Source organism: Geothrix sp. SG200, assembly GCF_022808935.1.
GTDB lineage: Bacteria > Acidobacteriota > Holophagae > Holophagales > Holophagaceae > Geothrix > Geothrix alkalitolerans.
Window position 1 is genome coordinate 1,037,577 of the sequence record NZ_JAKZFR010000001.1, and the last position, 16,013, is coordinate 1,053,589.

General features: G+C 68.2%; 16 protein-coding genes. 5 read left to right on the forward strand and 11 right to left on the reverse strand.

The window, feature by feature from the left end; genetic code table 11:
• Window positions 1-5 precede the first annotated feature (5 nt).
• Window positions 6-554, reverse strand: a complete 549-nt coding sequence (locus ML539_RS04610; protein ID WP_243321096.1) for a hypothetical protein — start codon at window positions 552-554, stop codon at window positions 6-8.
• A gap of 181 nt (window positions 555-735) precedes the next feature.
• Here ML539_RS04610 and ML539_RS04615 point away from each other — a divergent pair, with 181 nt between their 5' ends.
• From ML539_RS04615 to ML539_RS04625, 3 genes are all read left to right on the forward strand, one after another.
• A complete protein-coding gene (locus ML539_RS04615; RefSeq protein WP_243321097.1) occupies window positions 736-2,988 on the forward strand; it encodes an NADP-dependent malic enzyme in 2,253 nt (750 codons plus the stop codon).
• A gap of 92 nt (window positions 2,989-3,080) precedes the next feature.
• Entirely contained in the window at window positions 3,081-3,464 is a 384-nt protein-coding gene (locus ML539_RS04620) for a DUF302 domain-containing protein (RefSeq protein WP_243321098.1), read from the forward strand.
• An 88-nt stretch (window positions 3,465-3,552) separates the two neighbouring features.
• A complete protein-coding gene (locus tag ML539_RS04625; RefSeq protein WP_243321100.1) occupies window positions 3,553-3,999 on the forward strand; it encodes a PAS domain-containing protein in 447 nt (148 codons plus the stop codon).
• Window positions 4,000-4,006: 7 nt separating this feature from the next.
• On the opposite strand, the gene ML539_RS04630 is transcribed toward ML539_RS04625, so the two are convergent.
• From ML539_RS04630 to ML539_RS04640, 3 genes are read right to left on the reverse strand one after another with little or no spacing between them, the layout of a single operon-like run.
• Window positions 4,007-4,804 (reverse strand): transglutaminase-like domain-containing protein, encoded by a 798-nt coding sequence (locus ML539_RS04630; protein ID WP_243321102.1) that lies wholly within the window; start codon window positions 4,802-4,804, stop codon window positions 4,007-4,009.
• Complete coding sequence (locus ML539_RS04635; protein ID WP_243321105.1) at window positions 4,804-5,295, reverse strand: hypothetical protein; 492 nt, start codon at window positions 5,293-5,295, stop codon at window positions 4,804-4,806. Before ML539_RS04635 ends, ML539_RS04630 begins: the two co-directional genes overlap by 1 nt.
• Window positions 5,292-7,850, reverse strand: a complete 2,559-nt coding sequence (locus ML539_RS04640) for a SpoIIE family protein phosphatase (RefSeq protein WP_243321106.1) — start codon at window positions 7,848-7,850, stop codon at window positions 5,292-5,294. The genes ML539_RS04635 and ML539_RS04640 overlap by 4 nt, the downstream gene beginning before the upstream one ends.
• A 25-nt stretch (window positions 7,851-7,875) precedes the next feature.
• On the opposite strand from ML539_RS04640, the gene ML539_RS04645 reads away from it, so the two are divergent.
• Window positions 7,876-8,610 (forward strand): SDR family oxidoreductase, encoded by a 735-nt coding sequence (locus tag ML539_RS04645; protein ID WP_243321107.1) that lies wholly within the window; start codon window positions 7,876-7,878, stop codon window positions 8,608-8,610.
• 157 nt (window positions 8,611-8,767) lie between these two features.
• Entirely contained in the window at window positions 8,768-9,436 is a 669-nt protein-coding gene (locus ML539_RS04650; RefSeq protein WP_243321109.1) for a radical SAM protein, read from the forward strand.
• A 3-nt stretch (window positions 9,437-9,439) separates the two neighbouring features.
• On the opposite strand, the gene ML539_RS04655 is transcribed toward ML539_RS04650, so the two are convergent.
• From ML539_RS04655 to ML539_RS04685, 7 genes are all read right to left on the reverse strand, one after another.
• The gene (locus ML539_RS04655; protein ID WP_243321111.1) at window positions 9,440-10,309 is read right to left on the reverse strand and encodes a DUF2911 domain-containing protein; all 870 of its coding nucleotides are present in this window, start codon (window positions 10,307-10,309) and stop codon (window positions 9,440-9,442) included.
• Window positions 10,302-12,230, reverse strand: a complete 1,929-nt coding sequence (locus ML539_RS04660; RefSeq protein ID WP_243321113.1) for a site-specific recombinase — start codon at window positions 12,228-12,230, stop codon at window positions 10,302-10,304. The genes ML539_RS04655 and ML539_RS04660 overlap by 8 nt, the downstream gene beginning before the upstream one ends.
• Before the next feature lie 34 nt (window positions 12,231-12,264).
• Window positions 12,265-12,759, reverse strand: coding sequence for a hypothetical protein (locus ML539_RS04665; protein ID WP_243321115.1), 495 nt, complete (start codon window positions 12,757-12,759; stop codon window positions 12,265-12,267).
• Window positions 12,760-12,766: 7 nt separating this feature from the next.
• Window positions 12,767-13,705 (reverse strand): arginase family protein, encoded by a 939-nt coding sequence (locus ML539_RS04670; protein ID WP_243321117.1) that lies wholly within the window; start codon window positions 13,703-13,705, stop codon window positions 12,767-12,769.
• Window positions 13,695-14,375 (reverse strand): lysophospholipid acyltransferase family protein, encoded by a 681-nt coding sequence (locus ML539_RS04675; protein WP_243321119.1) that lies wholly within the window; start codon window positions 14,373-14,375, stop codon window positions 13,695-13,697. Before ML539_RS04675 ends, ML539_RS04670 begins: the two co-directional genes overlap by 11 nt.
• A complete protein-coding gene (locus ML539_RS04680; protein WP_243321121.1) occupies window positions 14,375-14,911 on the reverse strand; it encodes a GNAT family N-acetyltransferase in 537 nt (178 codons plus the stop codon). The genes ML539_RS04675 and ML539_RS04680 overlap by 1 nt, the downstream gene beginning before the upstream one ends.
• Window positions 14,912-15,001: 90 nt before the next feature.
• Window positions 15,002-16,009, reverse strand: a complete 1,008-nt coding sequence (locus tag ML539_RS04685) for an inorganic phosphate transporter (protein WP_243321123.1) — start codon at window positions 16,007-16,009, stop codon at window positions 15,002-15,004.
• Window positions 16,010-16,013: the final 4 nt, after the last annotated feature.

Here is a 16,013-nt window from a genome sequence, read left to right on the forward strand (position 1 = left end):
CGGGCTCAGTCGTTCCGCTTGAAGACCAGCTTGTAGCTGAAGGGATTGTCCAGCTTGGGGTGGGTATAGGTCACCTGGAGGGCCAGCGAGTTGCCGTCCTTCCGCATGGAGTAGACGTACTTCAGCGTGTACCCGTCGCCGGCGATGGTCTGGACCATGGTGGGACCGTCCTTGGTGAGGGTGGCCTTGAACACCTTCTCGTCGCTTCGCTTCCAGTCGCTCTCGGTGCCGTCGGCCGGGGTATCGATGGGGCGCTCCCTCCCCATGGTCACGGAAAAGGTCTCGCCGGCCAGGATGTCGAGCTTGTTGAACTCCCGGCAAGCGCCCTGCAGCTTCTTCTTCCAGAGGAGCTTCATGGCGAAGTTCAGGTCCTTGACGTGCTCGTCGATGCGCTCTTCGACCTTGTCACTTTGTGAAGCCGAGAGGGTCCACTCCCCGTCCCAGTCCACCTTGTCTTCCTTGGCGGGCAAGGCGGTTTTGGCCGGGGCCTTGGCCTTCTGGGCGGTCATGGGAAGAACCAGCAGGCAGGGCAGGATGAAGGGCAGCACGCGCATGGGGACTCCGGGTGGGGATCGTCGGATCGTACTCCGGCGCGGCGCATCGCGAAAGCATCTCTTGTGATCCGTGCAACAAAGGCGTGGATTGATGACCTTGCAGGCAGGATCGCGCAACACGAGGTGTAAGCTTGGTGGCATTCAGCCCAAAATGAGGGCACTCAATTCAAGGAGTGTGGCCATGAAACGTAAGCAGGAAGCCCTCGACTACCATTCGCAGGGACGGAAGGGGAAGATCGAAGTCATTGCCACGAAGCCCTGCTCCACCGCACGGGACCTGTCGCTGGCCTACTCCCCGGGCGTGGCGGAACCCTGCCTGGAGATCGAGAAGGACAACGAGCTTGCCTACACCTACACTGCCAAGGGCAACCTGGTGGCCGTGATCTCCAACGGCACCGCCGTGCTGGGCCTGGGCGACATCGGCGCCGTGGCCGGCAAGCCGGTGATGGAGGGCAAGGGAGTCCTGTTCAAGCGCTTCGCCGACATCGATGTGTTCGACATCGAAGTGGACGAGAAGGACATCGACAAGTTCTGCCAGGTCGTCAAGGCCCTGGAGCCCACCTTCGGCGGCGTGAACCTCGAGGACATCAAGGCCCCCGAGTGCTTCGAGATCGAGACCCGCCTGAAGAAGGAGATGAAGATCCCCGTCTTCCACGACGATCAGCACGGCACCGCCATCATCAGCACGGCAGCGTTGATGAACGCCTCCGAGATCGTGAAGAAGAAGCTGGGCGACATGAAGGTGGTGTTCAGCGGCGCCGGGGCCTCCGCCATCGCCTGCGCCAACATGATGATCCGCGCCGGCGTCAAGCTCGAGAACCTGTGGCTCTGCGACACCAAGGGGCTGGTCTACACCGGCCGCAAGGAGGGCATGAACAAGTACAAGGACAAGTTCGCCAAGCCCAGCGACTGGCGCACGCTCTCGGACACGATCAAGGACGCCGATGTCTTCGTGGGCTGCTCGAGCAAGGGCGCGCTGACGCCCGAGATGCTCCTGAGCATGGCCAAGAACCCCATCGTCTTCGCCCTGGCCAACCCCGATCCCGAGATCGACTACCCCACGGCCAAGGCCACCCGCGACGACATCATCCTGGCCACGGGCCGCAGCGACTACCCGAACCAGGTGAACAACGTCCTGGGCTTCCCCTTCATCTTCCGCGGCGCCCTCGATGTCCGCGCCTCGGAGATCAACGAGGAGATGAAGCTGGCCGCCGCCAAGGCCCTGGCGGCCCTGGCCAAGGAAGAGGTGCCGGATGCCGTGGTGAAGGCCTACTCGGGCCAGAAGTTCACCTTCGGTCCCGAGTACATCATCCCCAAGCCCTTCGATCCCCGCGTGCTGCTGTGGGTGGCTCCGGCCGTGGCCAAGGCGGCCATGGAGAACGGCGTCGCCAAGCAGCCCATCCCTGACATGCAGGCCTACAAGGAGCGCCTCGAAGGCCTCCAGGGCCGCAGCAAGGACGTGATCCGGAGCGTGGTCCACCGGGCCAAGACCAATCCCAAGCGCGTGGTCTTCCCCGAGAGCACCCACCCGCTGATCCTGCAGGCCGTGTCCCAGATGGTGGACGAAGGCATCTGCGTGCCCATCCTGCTGGGCGATCCCGCCAAGGTGAAGGCCGTGGCCGCCGATCACGGCATCTCCATCGAGGGCGTCGAGATCCAGGATCCCGCCACCGTCTCCTGGCGGAAGGACGCGGAGGACGCCTACCTGGAGCTGCGGAAGCGCCGGGGCGTCACCCGCGACGAGGCCAGCCGGAAGGTGCTCGAGCCGATCTACTTCGGCGCACTGATGTGCCGCCTGGGCAAGGCCGACGGCCTCATCGCGGGCCTGACGATGTACTACCCCGACACCATCCGGCCCTGTCTGGAGGTGATCGGCACCCGCAAGGGCGTCAAGCGCGTCTGCGGCGTCTACACCATGGTGCTGAAGAACCGCGTGCTCTTCTTCTCCGACACCACCATGAACATCGAGCCCAGCAGCGAGGAACTGGCCGAGATCGCCCTGCTCACGGCCGACCTGGCCAAGGATCGGTTCAACATGGAGCCCAAGGTGGCCATGCTGTCCTTCTCCGACTTCGGCAGCGTGGACCATCCCCTGGTCCGCAAGGTCCAGAAGGCGGTGGAGATCGTCAAGGTCCAGCGACCCGACCTCAAGTGCGATGGCGAGATGCAGGCGGACACGGCCCTCGGGGATGGCATCCTGGCCGAGAGCTACCCCTGGGTGGACCTCCCGGGCGGCCCGAACGTGCTGATCTTCCCCGACCTCACCAGCGGCAACATCGGCTACAAGCTGGTGCAGCGGCTGGCGGGCGCCGAGGTCATCGGCCCCATCACCTGCGGCATGGCCGCTCCTGTGCATGTGCTCCAGCGCCACAGCGACCTGAACGACATCATCCACCTCACGGCGCTCACCGTCGTGGAGGCACAGCAGAAGTAGCCGTCAGCTGTCAGCTTTCAGGTTTAAATGCGGGGGCCGGTCGGCCCCCGCATTCTGTATGATGGCGTGCACGTGATCGACAGGAGGCGGAGATGTACTACATCGTCGAATCCGAAAAACCCTTCGAGCAGGCCTCGGCCGACCTGGAGGTTGCGGTGCAGGCCGGCGGCTTCGGTGTGCTCCACGTCCACGACCTGGGGAACACCCTGCGCAGCAAGGGCTTTCCATTCACGGAGGCCTGCCGGGTCTTCGAGGTGTGCAACCCGGGCCAGGCATCCAAGGTCCTTGGACTCGATCTGCGCTTGAACATGGCGCTGCCCTGCCGCATCTCCGTCTACACGGATCAGGGACGCACCCGGATCGGCCTCATTCCACCTTCGGATCTGCTCGAGGGCCTGTCGAAGGATCCCGCGCTGCTTCCCACCGCCCGTGAGGTGGAGACGGCCTTGATCCGGATGGTGGATGCGGCCCGCTGACCCGTGCCATCGGTCGCGAGTGGCCGGTGGCGCGGCGCGGGCCGCCCTGCAGGCCGCTCCGATCCACTTTCCATGAGCCGGGGTTGCGATGGGTGATGTGCTGTGTGCGTGGTGCGGAGCCGTGGTCGGCCAGAGCGAGGTCGACCATTCCCATGGCATCTGCCGCGCCTGCTACCGGGAGCTGCTTCGCATTCCGGATCTGTCCGAGGAGGCCTTGGACGACTTGCCGTTCGGGGTGATCATCCTGGCCAAGGACGGGACCGTCCTCGCCTATAACCCCGCGGAAGGCGCGCTCGCGGGCCGCGAGCCCAGCGCGGTGATCGGCCGCCATTTCTTCACCGAGATCGCCCCCTGCACCTCGGTCCGGGAATTCCAGGGCGTCTTCCGCGAATTCTGCGAGAGGGAAGATGCTTCCAGGACGTTCCAGTTCACCTTCCACTTTCCAACTGGTTCGGTCCGGGTGCAGATCGTTTTCCTCCACCGAGGCACGGACGTGGTCGTCGCCGTCCGGAAACGGACCGATCCGGCTGCCTGAGGGCGATCTAGCTGGAGGACTCCAGCTGCTGCAGCCAGGCCCGGATCTCGGGATCGGGGTCCTGGCTGAGGCGCAGGGCCTCGCGGAGGTCAGCCAGGGCGGGGGCGGGTTCGTCCCTCTGGAGGTGCACGAAGGCGCGTTCCTTGTGGGACCGGGCATCGCCGGGATCCAGCAGGATCAGGTGGGTGGCCGTCCACAGGGCCTCCTCCCAGTCCTCGGCGTGCATGAACCGCAGGTGGAGGTTGCGTACGAGGCGGATGAGGATCTGGCGGTCTGTGGCGGGCCTCAGCATGTCGCGGTGGAAGGTGATCCGTCCGGCGCTGGCGGCCTTCACCAGGGCAGCGCCTCCCTCTTCGCCCACGGCGCGCCCACGGTTGAAGGGATCGAAGCACAGCAGGCCGGACGGCGAGCGCAGGGCGGCAATGAAGTGGCCCGGCAGGCCCACGCCCACGGCATCGAAGCCCATGCGCCGGGCCAGATCGATCCACAGGATGGATAGGGAGATGGGCAGGCCCTTGCGCCGGGCCACCACGGCGGGGAGCAGAGCGTTCAGGGGATCGTCGTAGGTCTCTCGATCCCCGTCGAAGCCGAGCTCCTCGAAGAGCAGGTGGTTGAGGGCCTCCAGGGCCCGGCCGGTGTCCCAGGGCAGGGGCATGCGCCCCGCGAGGGTGAAGGCCCATTCGTTGAGCTGCATCACCACCGAGGCGGGATCGGGGTCTTCCAGGGCCGGCGCCACGGCGTGGATGGCCCCTTCGGCCAGGTTCCGGCACTCCGGATCCAGGCGGAGGTATTCGAGCAGGGACATCAGCCCCTCCGGCGAATCACCGCGCGGGCCACGAGGGCCGCTGCGACCAGGCCCATGGCGCCCCAGGCCCAGTTCATCCACGAGCTGGTGGCGGCCTGGACCTTCTTGGCCTCCTCGGCCTTCCTGGCGTTCTCTTCGATGGAGATCTTGGACTGCGCCTCGCGGGCATCCTTCACGGCCTTCTGGCCGGATTCACGGGAGGCCTGGAGCTCCTTGGCCGCAGCCTCCTGTTCCTCCTGGATGCCCAGAACCGCGACATGCCTCTGGGGCTGGACCTTGGGTCCGGTGCTGGCGGGCACCACATCACACTCGTCGCTGTCGGAAACCGGGCCCTGGCTGGAATCCAGGGATTCGGTGAGGGCCTGGATGTCCTCCCGCAGGCCCTGCATCACCTGGTTCTGGCGGTGGAGTTGGGCGCCCTGCAGCCAGAGCATGAGCAGCTGGAGCACCAGGAGGGTGGGGATGGTCCATTGGAGTGGGCGGCGGGTCATGAATGCTCCCTTCCCAGGATAAACAGAGTCCGGTCATCCCGGTTCTGAGTATCGAATGACGCTACATCCCGGAAGATGGCCTCGCAGGCCGCCCGGGGGCTGCCCGTGCCCCAGAGGCGGCGGAGCTGGCCGCAGAGACGGGCCACGCCATAGAGCTCGCCTTCCCGGTTCATCGCCTCGGACAGGCCGTCGCTGTACAGCACCACCCAGCCCTTGGGGGGAAGGACGCCTTCGACCACTTCCCAGTTCCCCGGGGCCGCCGGACGGAGGCCGAGGCCACGGCCCTGGGGCGTCATTTCGGTCGAACAGTCCTCCACGACCCCCTGGAGCAGGAGGGCGCCCGGATGGCCGGCCCGGGCCAGCCGGTAGTTCCCCTGCTGATCCCACTCCAGCAGCACGAGGGTGAGGAAGCCCCTCTGACCCAGCAGCTGGCGGAGGGTGTGATCCATGGCGCGGAGCATCTCCTCCAGCCCCTGGTCCTCCCGCTGGGCCGCCTGTTCGAGCAGGGCGGTCGCCTGGGCCATGTAGAGGGCCGCCGCAAGGCCTTTGCCGCAGACATCACCCACGGCCGCCAGCCACTTGCCGCTGGGCCTCCGCTTCACGAAGAGCAGGTCCCCGCCGGTCTCCAGCGCGGGTTCCAGGCGCAGGGCCACCTGGAATCCGGGAATGGGCGGTAGATGGGAGGTGATGAGGCCCTCCTGGATGCGCCTGGCGGTCTCCAGCTCCTGGCTCAGGCGCTCCTGGGCCAACAGGCGCTGGTGCATCACGGCCGTCTCCAGCACCTGGCCGGCCGCCAGGGCCGCCTCGCGCAGCAGCTCGCGGTCCTCGCGGCCATAGTTCAGCTCCGAGTACTTGCCACCCAGCAGCACGGCGCTGTGCGGGTGGTCTCCGGCCAGGATCAGCAGCAGAAGCTGGGCTTCCAGGGCGTCCACATGGGCCCGGAGACCCTCGCCCTGCTCGCGGATCCAGTCGGCCTCCTCGCTGCCCAGTCCCAGCACCAGCTCGCGGTTCTCCCGGGCCAGCCGGAGGAGTCCTGGCGGGATCCGGAGGGGCTGAGGCGGGAAGTGCCTGCGCCGATCCTCCCGATCCATGGACTCGGCGGCGGGCAGGAGGATCTGCCGCGACTCGATGGGCAGCACCTCGAGGAACTGGGGCCGGAAGGCCTCGTCGAGGGCCTTCCGCAGGGACTTCAGCAGGGCTTCCTCGCTGAAGCGTTTCCGGGGTTCGCGCACGGCGCTGAGGGCGATCTCGCGGGTGCTGGCGAAGTCCCGCCGGAAGCGGCGGCGGATGCCTTTCAGCAGGCGGCGCAGGGCCCAGCCCAGGGGCAGGGCCAGAAGCCCGATGAGGGCGCCAGCCCAACCCGGCGGGATGGAGGAGAGATGGGAGAAGGCCCATGCAAGCCCGCCCAGGTACAGCGCCACCGTGAGCGCCAGGATGGCCATGTAGCTCACCCACCGCAGCAGCACCTTCCGCACTTCGAAGAGGCCATGCCGGAAGATGGCGAAGGCGAAGCTCAACGGCAACAGCGGCACCGGCAGCATGAAAATGAAGACCTGGCGACGGAAGAGGAGGCTGTTGCCGTACCGCGCCCGGAGCACGGTCCAGGCCAGGAGATCCAGGCAGAGCGCCGCCGTCACGATGAGGGAAGGCAACAGGGCCCGGCGCAAGCGCTCGTGGGTCCGGAAGGTACCGACGAGAAAGAAGGCCAGGCCCGTCAGCGCTGCCCCGAGGTAGAGGGGAATGGGCAGGTAGCCGAAGCCAGCCAGGAGGGATTTGAGGAGCCCCTCCGGAGGCGTGCCGGCGGGCGTGTGGAGCTTACCGTCGCTGAGGACCACCCAGAGGCGCACGAGGAACTGCACCAGAGCCACCAGGGCGAATGTTCCGTAGAGCGCCTGGAGAAATCGCCGGTTCTTGCGCAGGTGAAAGGGATGCGGGAAGCGCAGGAAGAAGTGGACCCACAGTGGGGGGAGCACGGCCGCCGTGATGGACGCCATGATGCCCACGGCGATGCGCAGGGCCTCCGGCGCGTTCAGCCCCACGGTGGCGCCCGACATCAGCAGGGCCGTGGCCGCCAGGTAGAAGAAGTGCCGGGCTGTCTTCCTTTCGGGCGCGGACAGGACCACCAGGAGGGAGATGGCCCAGGCCAGGATGCCGTTCAGGAGCAGGGCCACCTGCTCCAGATCCAGGGGCTTCACCAGCCGGATGGGAAGCAGGATCGCCCGCCCCTGGCGCTTCACGGTGTAGATCAGGATGGTGCCCTGGGATTTGGCGTTGATGAACCGCTGCGCCTTGAGGGTCCCCTCCAGCGTGGGTTCGAAGGCGCGCCCCTGGATCTTCAGGAGCTCATCGCCCTCGAGCAGTCCGGCCTCCTCCGCCACCCCGTCCGGGAGGATCTCGCGGATGACGATCTTGCCGTTCTCCACCACCCAGGAACACTGGTCGTCCGAGGGGGCGTACACCCACTGGTTCAGGCCGAACGACCCCAGAGCGAGCACGAGGCAGGCGAAGCTGATCCACAGCAGGCGCCAGCGGATGCGTTTGAGGTAGGGGTTCATGGGACCTTTGTGGAAGAATGCCCCGATGGAGCGGATCTCGCGAAACGGCAGGCCCTGCTGGGTGCTGGTGGGAGGACGGCGGCGCCTGGGGCGGGCCCTGGCTGAGGATCTGGCCGGGGACCATGATCTGGTGCTGACCAGCTCGGAACCCTGGGATGGGGAAACGTGGGTGGAGGACCTTTCGAAGAGGGCGGCGATCCAGACGCTTGTATGGAATGCCGAGAACCCGGAGGTGAGCTCCAGAATGATGGCAGATCTCCAGTCCGTGAAGGCGGCTGGCGGACTGATTTCAGGTGCCGTGCTGCTGGCCGGGACCTTCCCCGAGCAGCCGCTCGGAACCTGGACCTCCCAGCGGCTCGATGCCACCTGGCGCATGAACCTCAGCTTTCCTTTCCTCTGCGCCCAGGCCCTGGCCCCGCACCTTGGCGAGGGCGCCTGCATCCAGGTCCTCCTTGACACGTCCATCCACCATCCCTGGCTGAAGCGCCTGCCCTACAGCGCCGCCAAGGCCGGGCTCGCGGCCCTGGTGCCCGGGCTCGCCCAGCTCCTGGGGCCCAAGGTGCGCGTGGTGGGCCACGCCCTGGGAGCGATCCTGCCCGCGGAAGGCAGCGATGAGGCGTTCCTGGCGGACCGCACCTTGCTGAAGCGCCTGGGCGACCCTGCGGATCTCGCCCGAGCGGTGCGCTACGCCGCCGACAGCCCCTTCCTCACGGGAGACATCCTCACCCTGGACGGGGGGCGGCGCTGGGTGGATCGATGAAGCTCAAGGTCAACGAGGTGTTCCACAGCATCCAGGGGGAGGGACGGGGCCCCGTCCGCGAACGCGCCAGTGGCGCGTCCGATCCGGGGGTAGTCATGGGCGCCCCGCGATCGCCCGCAGGGCGGGAGCGGAGGACAATGAAGCAGGTTGGGTGAACATGAAGTTCAAAGTCAATGAGGTGTTCCACAGCATCCAGGGGGAAGGCGCCCGCATCGGACGCCCCTGCCTGTTCATCCGCCTCACGGGCTGCCCCCTGCGCTGCTCGTACTGCGACACGGAGTACGCCTTCTACGACGGGACCCTGCGGAGTCTGGAAGAGCTCCTCATCGAGACCCGGCAGCGCCTCGGCCCCCCGCGGAAGGGCCCCAGCGCCCCGTTCGTGGAGCTCACGGGGGGAGAGCCGATGGCCCATCCCCACGCCCCCGACCTGCTGCGGGCCCTGCTGGACCTGGGTTACGAGGTGGCGCTGGAGACGGCTGGCAGCCACGATCTGGCGCCGGTGCCCCGGGAGGTCATCAAGATCGTGGATCGCAAGACCCCAGGCAGCGGGGAGGTCCACCGCTGGCTGGAAACGAATCTCGACCACATGGTGGCGGGGCAGGACGAGCTGAAGTTCGTGCTCTGCGACCAGGCAGACTACGAATGGGCCCGGGCCTGGTGCGCCGAGCGCAAGGTGTGGGATCGCCTGGAGGTGCTCTTCAGCCCCGTCTGGGGCAGCCTCGACCCCGCCTGGCTCGCCGAGCAGGTTGTCGCCGACGGCCTTCCCGTACGGGTCCAGATGCAGCTGCACAAAGTCATCTGGGGGGCGGACAAGAAGGGGGTCTGAGCCCTACTTCCCGCCCTTCCAGACCGCCAGTTCCTTCTCCAGGTTCTCGGTGTATTCCTTCGGGGCCTTGCCCTTCGAGAGGTCGATGGCCTTCTGGAGCTGGGCGAGGGCGTCGGGCATGCGCTTGGCGTCTTTGTAGATCCGGGCGGCCGTCTCGTGGTTCCAGAAGCTGTCGCCGGCCTTGAGGCTCTTTTCGATCCAGGCCTGGGCCTTCTGGGGCTCGATGCCCTGGGCCTGGCAGTAGGCCGCGGCCTGGTACCAGGGCACCCAGTCCGTGTCCGGCGCCTTCTTCAGCGTGTCCTCCAGGTGGGCCCAGTAGATGGCCTTGGTGTCGAACACCACGGGGAAGCTCACGCGGAGGTTCTCCCAGCCCAGCTCCACCGTGGCGCTGCCGGTACCCGTGGGAACCACCCGGTAGTCCAGGTACTCGAGAAAGGGGCCGGCCTGGGGGGTAGCCTCCCAGCGCAGGAGGTCCTCCTCGGCCTTGTAGTCGTAGGCGCCCCACTGCTTGGCCTTCTTGTTGAGGATGAGCGTCCAGGTCTTCGCGCCGGGGATGGCGAAGAACCCGTAGGTGCCTGCAGGGACGGCCCTCCCGGCCACCTGCGCCGCGTGGCTGAGGGTGATCGTGGTGGCGCTGTTGGCGCCGGCCCGCCACACCTGGCCGTAGGGAACCAGGCCGCCCCAGATCTGCCGGCCCTTCACGGCGGGGCGGGCGAAGGCCACCTCGATCCGGCTGATGCCGATGTCCTGGGACACGGTGCAGGCGGGACTGACGCGCAAGGGCGTCAGGCGCACGGGGGCGGGCTTGTCCTGGGCGGCGGAGGGGAGGGCGGTGGAAGCGAGCAGCAGGATGGGGAGGAAGACGCTACGCATGGGAATCTCCGGGGAGGCGGCTGTCGAGGGTAGCATCCCGGCGCGGCGGGAGGAGGAATCGTCCCGGATTCCGGTTGAAGGCCCTGAGGATGTCCCACCAGAGGCGGCGGCTCGCCCGGCCGCTGAGATCGCGGGCGCGCAAAGCCGTCCACAGCGCGAGGGCGAAGGACACGGCGAAGTTCATCACCCCGATGAGGCCGATGCCCAGCAGGCTCCAGAGGACATCCGACCAGGCCAGGGATCCATGGAACCACAACGTGGCGGAGCCCAGGGCCAGCGAGGCCGCCTGCAGCGTGACGTGGCGGACCTCGACATGGATCCCGGCGAAGGCGAAGGCCATGGGCACGAAGACCAGCAGGGCGCCGAGCGCCGTGTAGCCCGCGAAACCCGCCAGGTGCTTTTGGATGAAGCGGCCCAGGGCGTCGGCCTTCTCGGGCCCCAGCCAGGAGCGGATGCGGTGATTCTGGGCCAGGGCCTCCGGCAGGCAGCGGTAGGCGCTCCAGTTGGCGGTCCACCCGGCCGCGAGGCTGGAAAGCCAGAGCAGCACGCCCGTGAGCGCCGCGAAGACCAGGGTCCAGCCGTGGAAGGGGTGGGTGCCCCGCAGGCTGTGGAGGGCTGATTCCTGGTTCAGGGGCGAGTGGCTCGTCAGCCAGACCCACGCCGCCACGAGACCCACCGCCACAGGCATGGTGATCAACACGTTGCCCAGGGTGGCGATGACCTGGGTGCGGGTGATGGACGCCACCAGCTCGATCTCCCGCGTCTGGCCATCATCGATCTCCAGGGCCCGTGCCAGGGCCGAGGCCGTCATGGCCGGTTGCTTCGACGCCAGGCTGAATCCCAGGAGCTGCATGGCGCAGAAGCTCACCGCGTAGTTGGCGGTCAGGGTGAGGCCGGAGAGCAGGGGCGCCATGGCCAGGGCGGAAAGGCCGACCTTGAACAGAGCCGTGCCCGCCGTGAGAAGGCCGCCACCCGCCGCCGACCGGCCCATGGCCCACCACTCGGACCGGTCCCGGGCGATGTAGTGCTCACCGGTCTCACCCGTGTGCTCCACGACCTTGCGGGCCAGGCGCTTGACGGTGGTGCGCAGGAGGGACAACAGCCCATGCTGCGCGGCGCTGCCCCGCACCAGTTCGGCCGCGAAGGCCGCGCCATCCCCTCGGCCCGCCGCGAAATCGAGGATCTGGCCGATCCGCGTCAGCTGGGCCTCCAGCAGCTCCAGCCGGAACACCAGGTCCGTGGAGACGCCACGCTCGTCGAGTCGGGCGTGGGCCTCGGCCAGGGTCGCGACGCAGGCCGTCCAGCAGGCCTCCCAGGCGGCCCGGGCGGCGGGATCGTGGGGGTGCTCCCCGACATCGTGGACCACTCTCGTGAGGCGGAAGAAGGGTGAATCGGCGTCGCTGCCCTCGGGATCCAGGGCCAGGAGGTCGCGGGAGAGGCCCACGGCGGCCGCCCGGTGGGCCAGCAGGCGGGCCGCATGGGCCCAGATGTCCGGCGGAGGCGCCAGCAGGGGAGCCCACAGGATTTTGAGATCCGCCGGCAGGCCTTCCACCCAGGCGGCATCCTCCTCATCCAGGTGCAGGCGGTCGAGCAGCGCGTAGAGGTCGCCCTCGGGATCGAGACGGGGGATGATCCGGTCCACGATCCGCAGGAAGCCCTCGCCCATCAGGGTGGTGCGGTCCGGCAGGCCGGTCTCGGCGAGGAGGCGGATGGCCGATGCGTGATTCCAGGCGTCGGAAAGCGGGCCCGTGAGCCCCCGGAAGACCAGGCCCCCGTGGAGCCGCCGCAGCCGCGTCGTGCGCCGGGGCTCCCCGTCCACCGAGCTCACCGGCGAAGCTTCCAGCAGCCACCGCAGCAGCTGCTCCAGGTTCGGTGCGCCGCCGGTCAGGAGTTGGTCCAGCCTGGGGTCGGACAGGGGCATCGGGACTCCGGGGAGCCCACAGGGTGCCACAACCTTAGAATCCAGGCTTCGTCCGATTGGATGAGGAGGGACTAGTCTTGTTTAGGAACTGTTGCACTGCTTTGGGATCCACTGTCGCGGGAGTGCCGGACCAGGGCTGGGACGGGCGCAGCATGAGCAGCATGTCCTCGGGACAGCCCACCTGTTCGTAGATGCGTTCCACCTTGGCCGCCAGCTGCGCGGCGGTGCATTCTCCCGCCAGGGCTTCGCGCAGGAGGGCCTCCCGCCAGCGATCCTGGGCGCGGGACCAGCCCGTGCTCCCCGGTCGCGGCGTCCTGCCCACGGCCTCGGCGCAGGCCGCCCAGAGGTGGGCCTCGAAGGTCCGGAGGGCCTCGCCCCACAGCAGGCGCAGCCGCCTGGCCGCCGGGCCTTCGCCCGCCACCCAGGCCTGGATCTCGGCGGCCTCGAGGAGCCCGAAGTCGTGGCCGATGACGATGTCATCCCAGCCGGGTTCGCCATGACAGGTGCGGAAGGCGTCGAGGGCGCTCATGGGGACCTCAGGCAAGGAGGTGGAGGGCGAGGTGGGCGCCGATCCTGGCGCTGGTGTCAGCGCCATCCAGCATGGGAGCCAGTTCCATGAGGTCCGCACCCACCCAGGGATTGGTCCACAGGCGGCTGGCCTGGATGAGACGTACGGTCTCTTCGAAGCTGAGTCCTCCGGGGACCGGCTCCGCCACCGCGGGCACGAGGACAGGATCAAGGGCATCGAGGTCCAGGCTCAGGTAGGCGGGGCCCCGGCCCACGGCGGCGATATCGGCGGCAAGGCGCGAGGCCAGGCGCGGGTCCCGCAGGTCCGCGGGCGTCCACATCCGCACCCCGGCGGCCTGGAGATAGCCCAGCTCGCCGTCGTCGAACCGGGGCGCGCGCAGGCCTCCCTGCACCACCCGTCCTGGATCGAGCAGACCTTCCTCGAGGGCCTGCCGAACCCAGGTGCCGTGATGGAGATCCGTGCCCCAGGCCGCGCCCTCGCCAGCGTCCGGGTGGGCATCCAGGTGCAGGAGGCCCAGGGGACCGTGCTGGAGGGCCAGGGCCCGCAGGGCTCCGAGCGTGAGGCTGTGATCGCCGCCGAGCATCAGCGTGCGGCAGCCGGTCATGGCCCAGGCGCCCACGGTGGCCTGGACCGTCTCGATGGCTTCGGCCAGAGAGAAGGGCAGGGTGGGGATGTTGCCGCCATCCAGCCACCCGTCGGCTGCGCCGGGACCCAGACGTGGGCGGCCCTCGCGGAGATGGTCGGGCATGGGATGGGTCCCGAGGCCCATGGAAGCCGCCCGCAGGGCCCAGGGCCCCAGGCGGGCGCCCGGGCGGTTGATCACGCCGGCGTCGCAGGGCGCCCCCAGCACCACGCCCGTAGCGGGCTGCGGGTCGAGAACAAGGGGCAGGCCCAGGAAGGGTGTGAGCCCCGTGCGGAGGCCCTGCATGAGGACATCAGTGGACATGGCGGCTCCGAGGTTCGAGGGCGGCGTGGAAGGCATCGATCCACTGGTCCGGATCTTTGAATCCGGCCGGATGAAGGGGTGGCTCCGCCACCACGGTGAGGGGCGTGCGCGTGGTGAAGAGGGTGCGGAGGTGCGGCAGCAGGGTCTCCTCGCCGGTCCACGGGTAGTGGGGAGCCGGGCTGCTGAGGCGGAAGGGCTGAGCGGGAAGGCCCAGTTCAAAAGCCGTCCGCAGGCCACCCTCGTAGAACGGCGCCAGACGCTCGCCCCGGGTCGTGGTGCCCTCCGGGAAGAGCAGCATGTCCCGGCCTTCTCGCAGCGAGGCGGCGAAACGGGCCAGAGCCGCCGCCCGGCTGGTGGCGTCGTCTCGATCCACGAAGTGGATGCCGGATTTTCGCGCCCAGCGGCCGATGACGGGGTAGCCGGTGACCTCGCCCTTGGCGATGGTGCCCATGGGGCGGAGGCTCATGAGGGCCACGGGATCCACCCAGCTGAGGTGGTTGGCCACCCAGAGGGGGATGTCTCTCCTGGGATATCCCGCCACTTCGAGGTCCACACCCAGGGCCGGGAGGAGCCGACGCGCCCAGCGATGCAGGCCGGGCTGCGGCTCCGCCCCGGCCGCCAGCCGGGGCAGCAGGGCGAAGGTCGGCCAGAGGACGCCGGCCCAGCTCACTAGCTCACCAGCTTCAGGCGGGTGTAGCGGGCCCGCACGCGCTCCAGGTCGTCTCGGGTGATGGCGGACCAGAGCCGGGTGTCGCCGGGGCCGTAGTAGTCGCGGACTTCCGCCACCACGCGGGCGCCGAGGGCGTGGTGCACGCTGCGGGCGTCATCGTTGCCAGGCTCCACCAGGAACCGGCACTCCTCCACGTTCTCCTGGAGCAGCTTGGCCACCATGGCCCGGATGAGCAGGTAGTTCACCCGGCCCTTCTGGAAGTCGGGATGCACGGCCAGCGTGGCGCAGTAGACCGTGGTCCCCTTCACGAAGTTGAGGACGTAGCCCACGGGCCGGCCGCCATCCATGGCCAGGAAACACCAGTCGCCGTAGAGCTCGGTGCAGAGGCGCAGGTAGTGGGGGCACAGTTGGCCTGCCCCGTCCCCGGACCAGATCTCGGACTCGAGGCGCTGGAGGTGGGCGAAGTCGGCGCTGCCGAGCGGCCGGACGGTGTAGCGGGCGCCTTCAGGATGAGGGCTGAGGGTCGCGATGGTCATGGCGGGCCTCCCTGGTGTTTGCACCAGGATCGGAGGCAGTCATGACGGGCCTGCGAAGGCGCGGCGATTTTGCCGCGACATTCCTGCGGATCAGAAGAACGGCGCCAGCAGCTTGAGGAAGCCCGCGGCGAGCAGGGCGCTGATGGGGATGGTGAGCACCCAGGCCACGACGATGTTCCCGGCCACGCCCCAGCGCACGGCGGAGACGTTCATGCTGGCGCCCACGCCCATGATGGCGCCGCTGATCACGTGGGTGGTGCTGACCGGAATGCCCATGTGGGCGGTGGCGAAGAGGACGATGGCCGAGGCCGTCTCCGCGGCGAACCCATGGATGGGCCTCAGCTTGACGATCTTGGCGCCCATGGTGCGAATGATCTTCCAGCCGCCGGACATGGTGCCGAGGCCCATGGCCGTGGCGCAGGCCAGCTTGACCCAGACGGGGACGTCGACCTTCACGCCATGGGTGTGGAGCTTCCCGTAGGTGATGAGGGCCAGGGCGATGATGCCCATGGCCTTCTGCGCGTCGTTGGTTCCGTGGGTGAAGGCCATGGCGCCGGCGGAGACCAGCTGGAGCTTCCGGAAGGCCAGGTTGACGCGGTGCCCGGCCGTATGGCGCACGATCCACAGGATGACGATGATGAGGAGCATGGCGATGAAGAAGCCGACCACGGGGCTCACGATGAGGAAGGTCCCAACCTCTTCGAGCTTGGCGGTGTGGAGGGCTCCACGTCCTGCCTGGGCGACCACGGCGCCGGCGAGACCACCGACGAGCGCATGGCTGGAGCTGGAAGGGATGCCGAAATACCAGGTGATGAGGTTCCAGACGATGGCGGAAAGCAGGGCCGCCACGATGACGGCGGGCACCACGAACTGGCTGTCCGCGATGCCCTTGGCGATGGTGGTGGCCACCTGAGTGCCCAGGAGGGCGCCGCCGAAGTTCAGGACGCCCGCCATGAGGATGGCGTTCCGGGCGCTGAGCACGCCGGTTGAAACGACCGTGGCGATGGCATTGGCGGTGTCATGGAAACCGTTGATGTAGTCGAACGCGAGCGCAAGCCCGACGATCAGCACCAGGGCCGGAGCGATGCCTTCAAGCATGGAT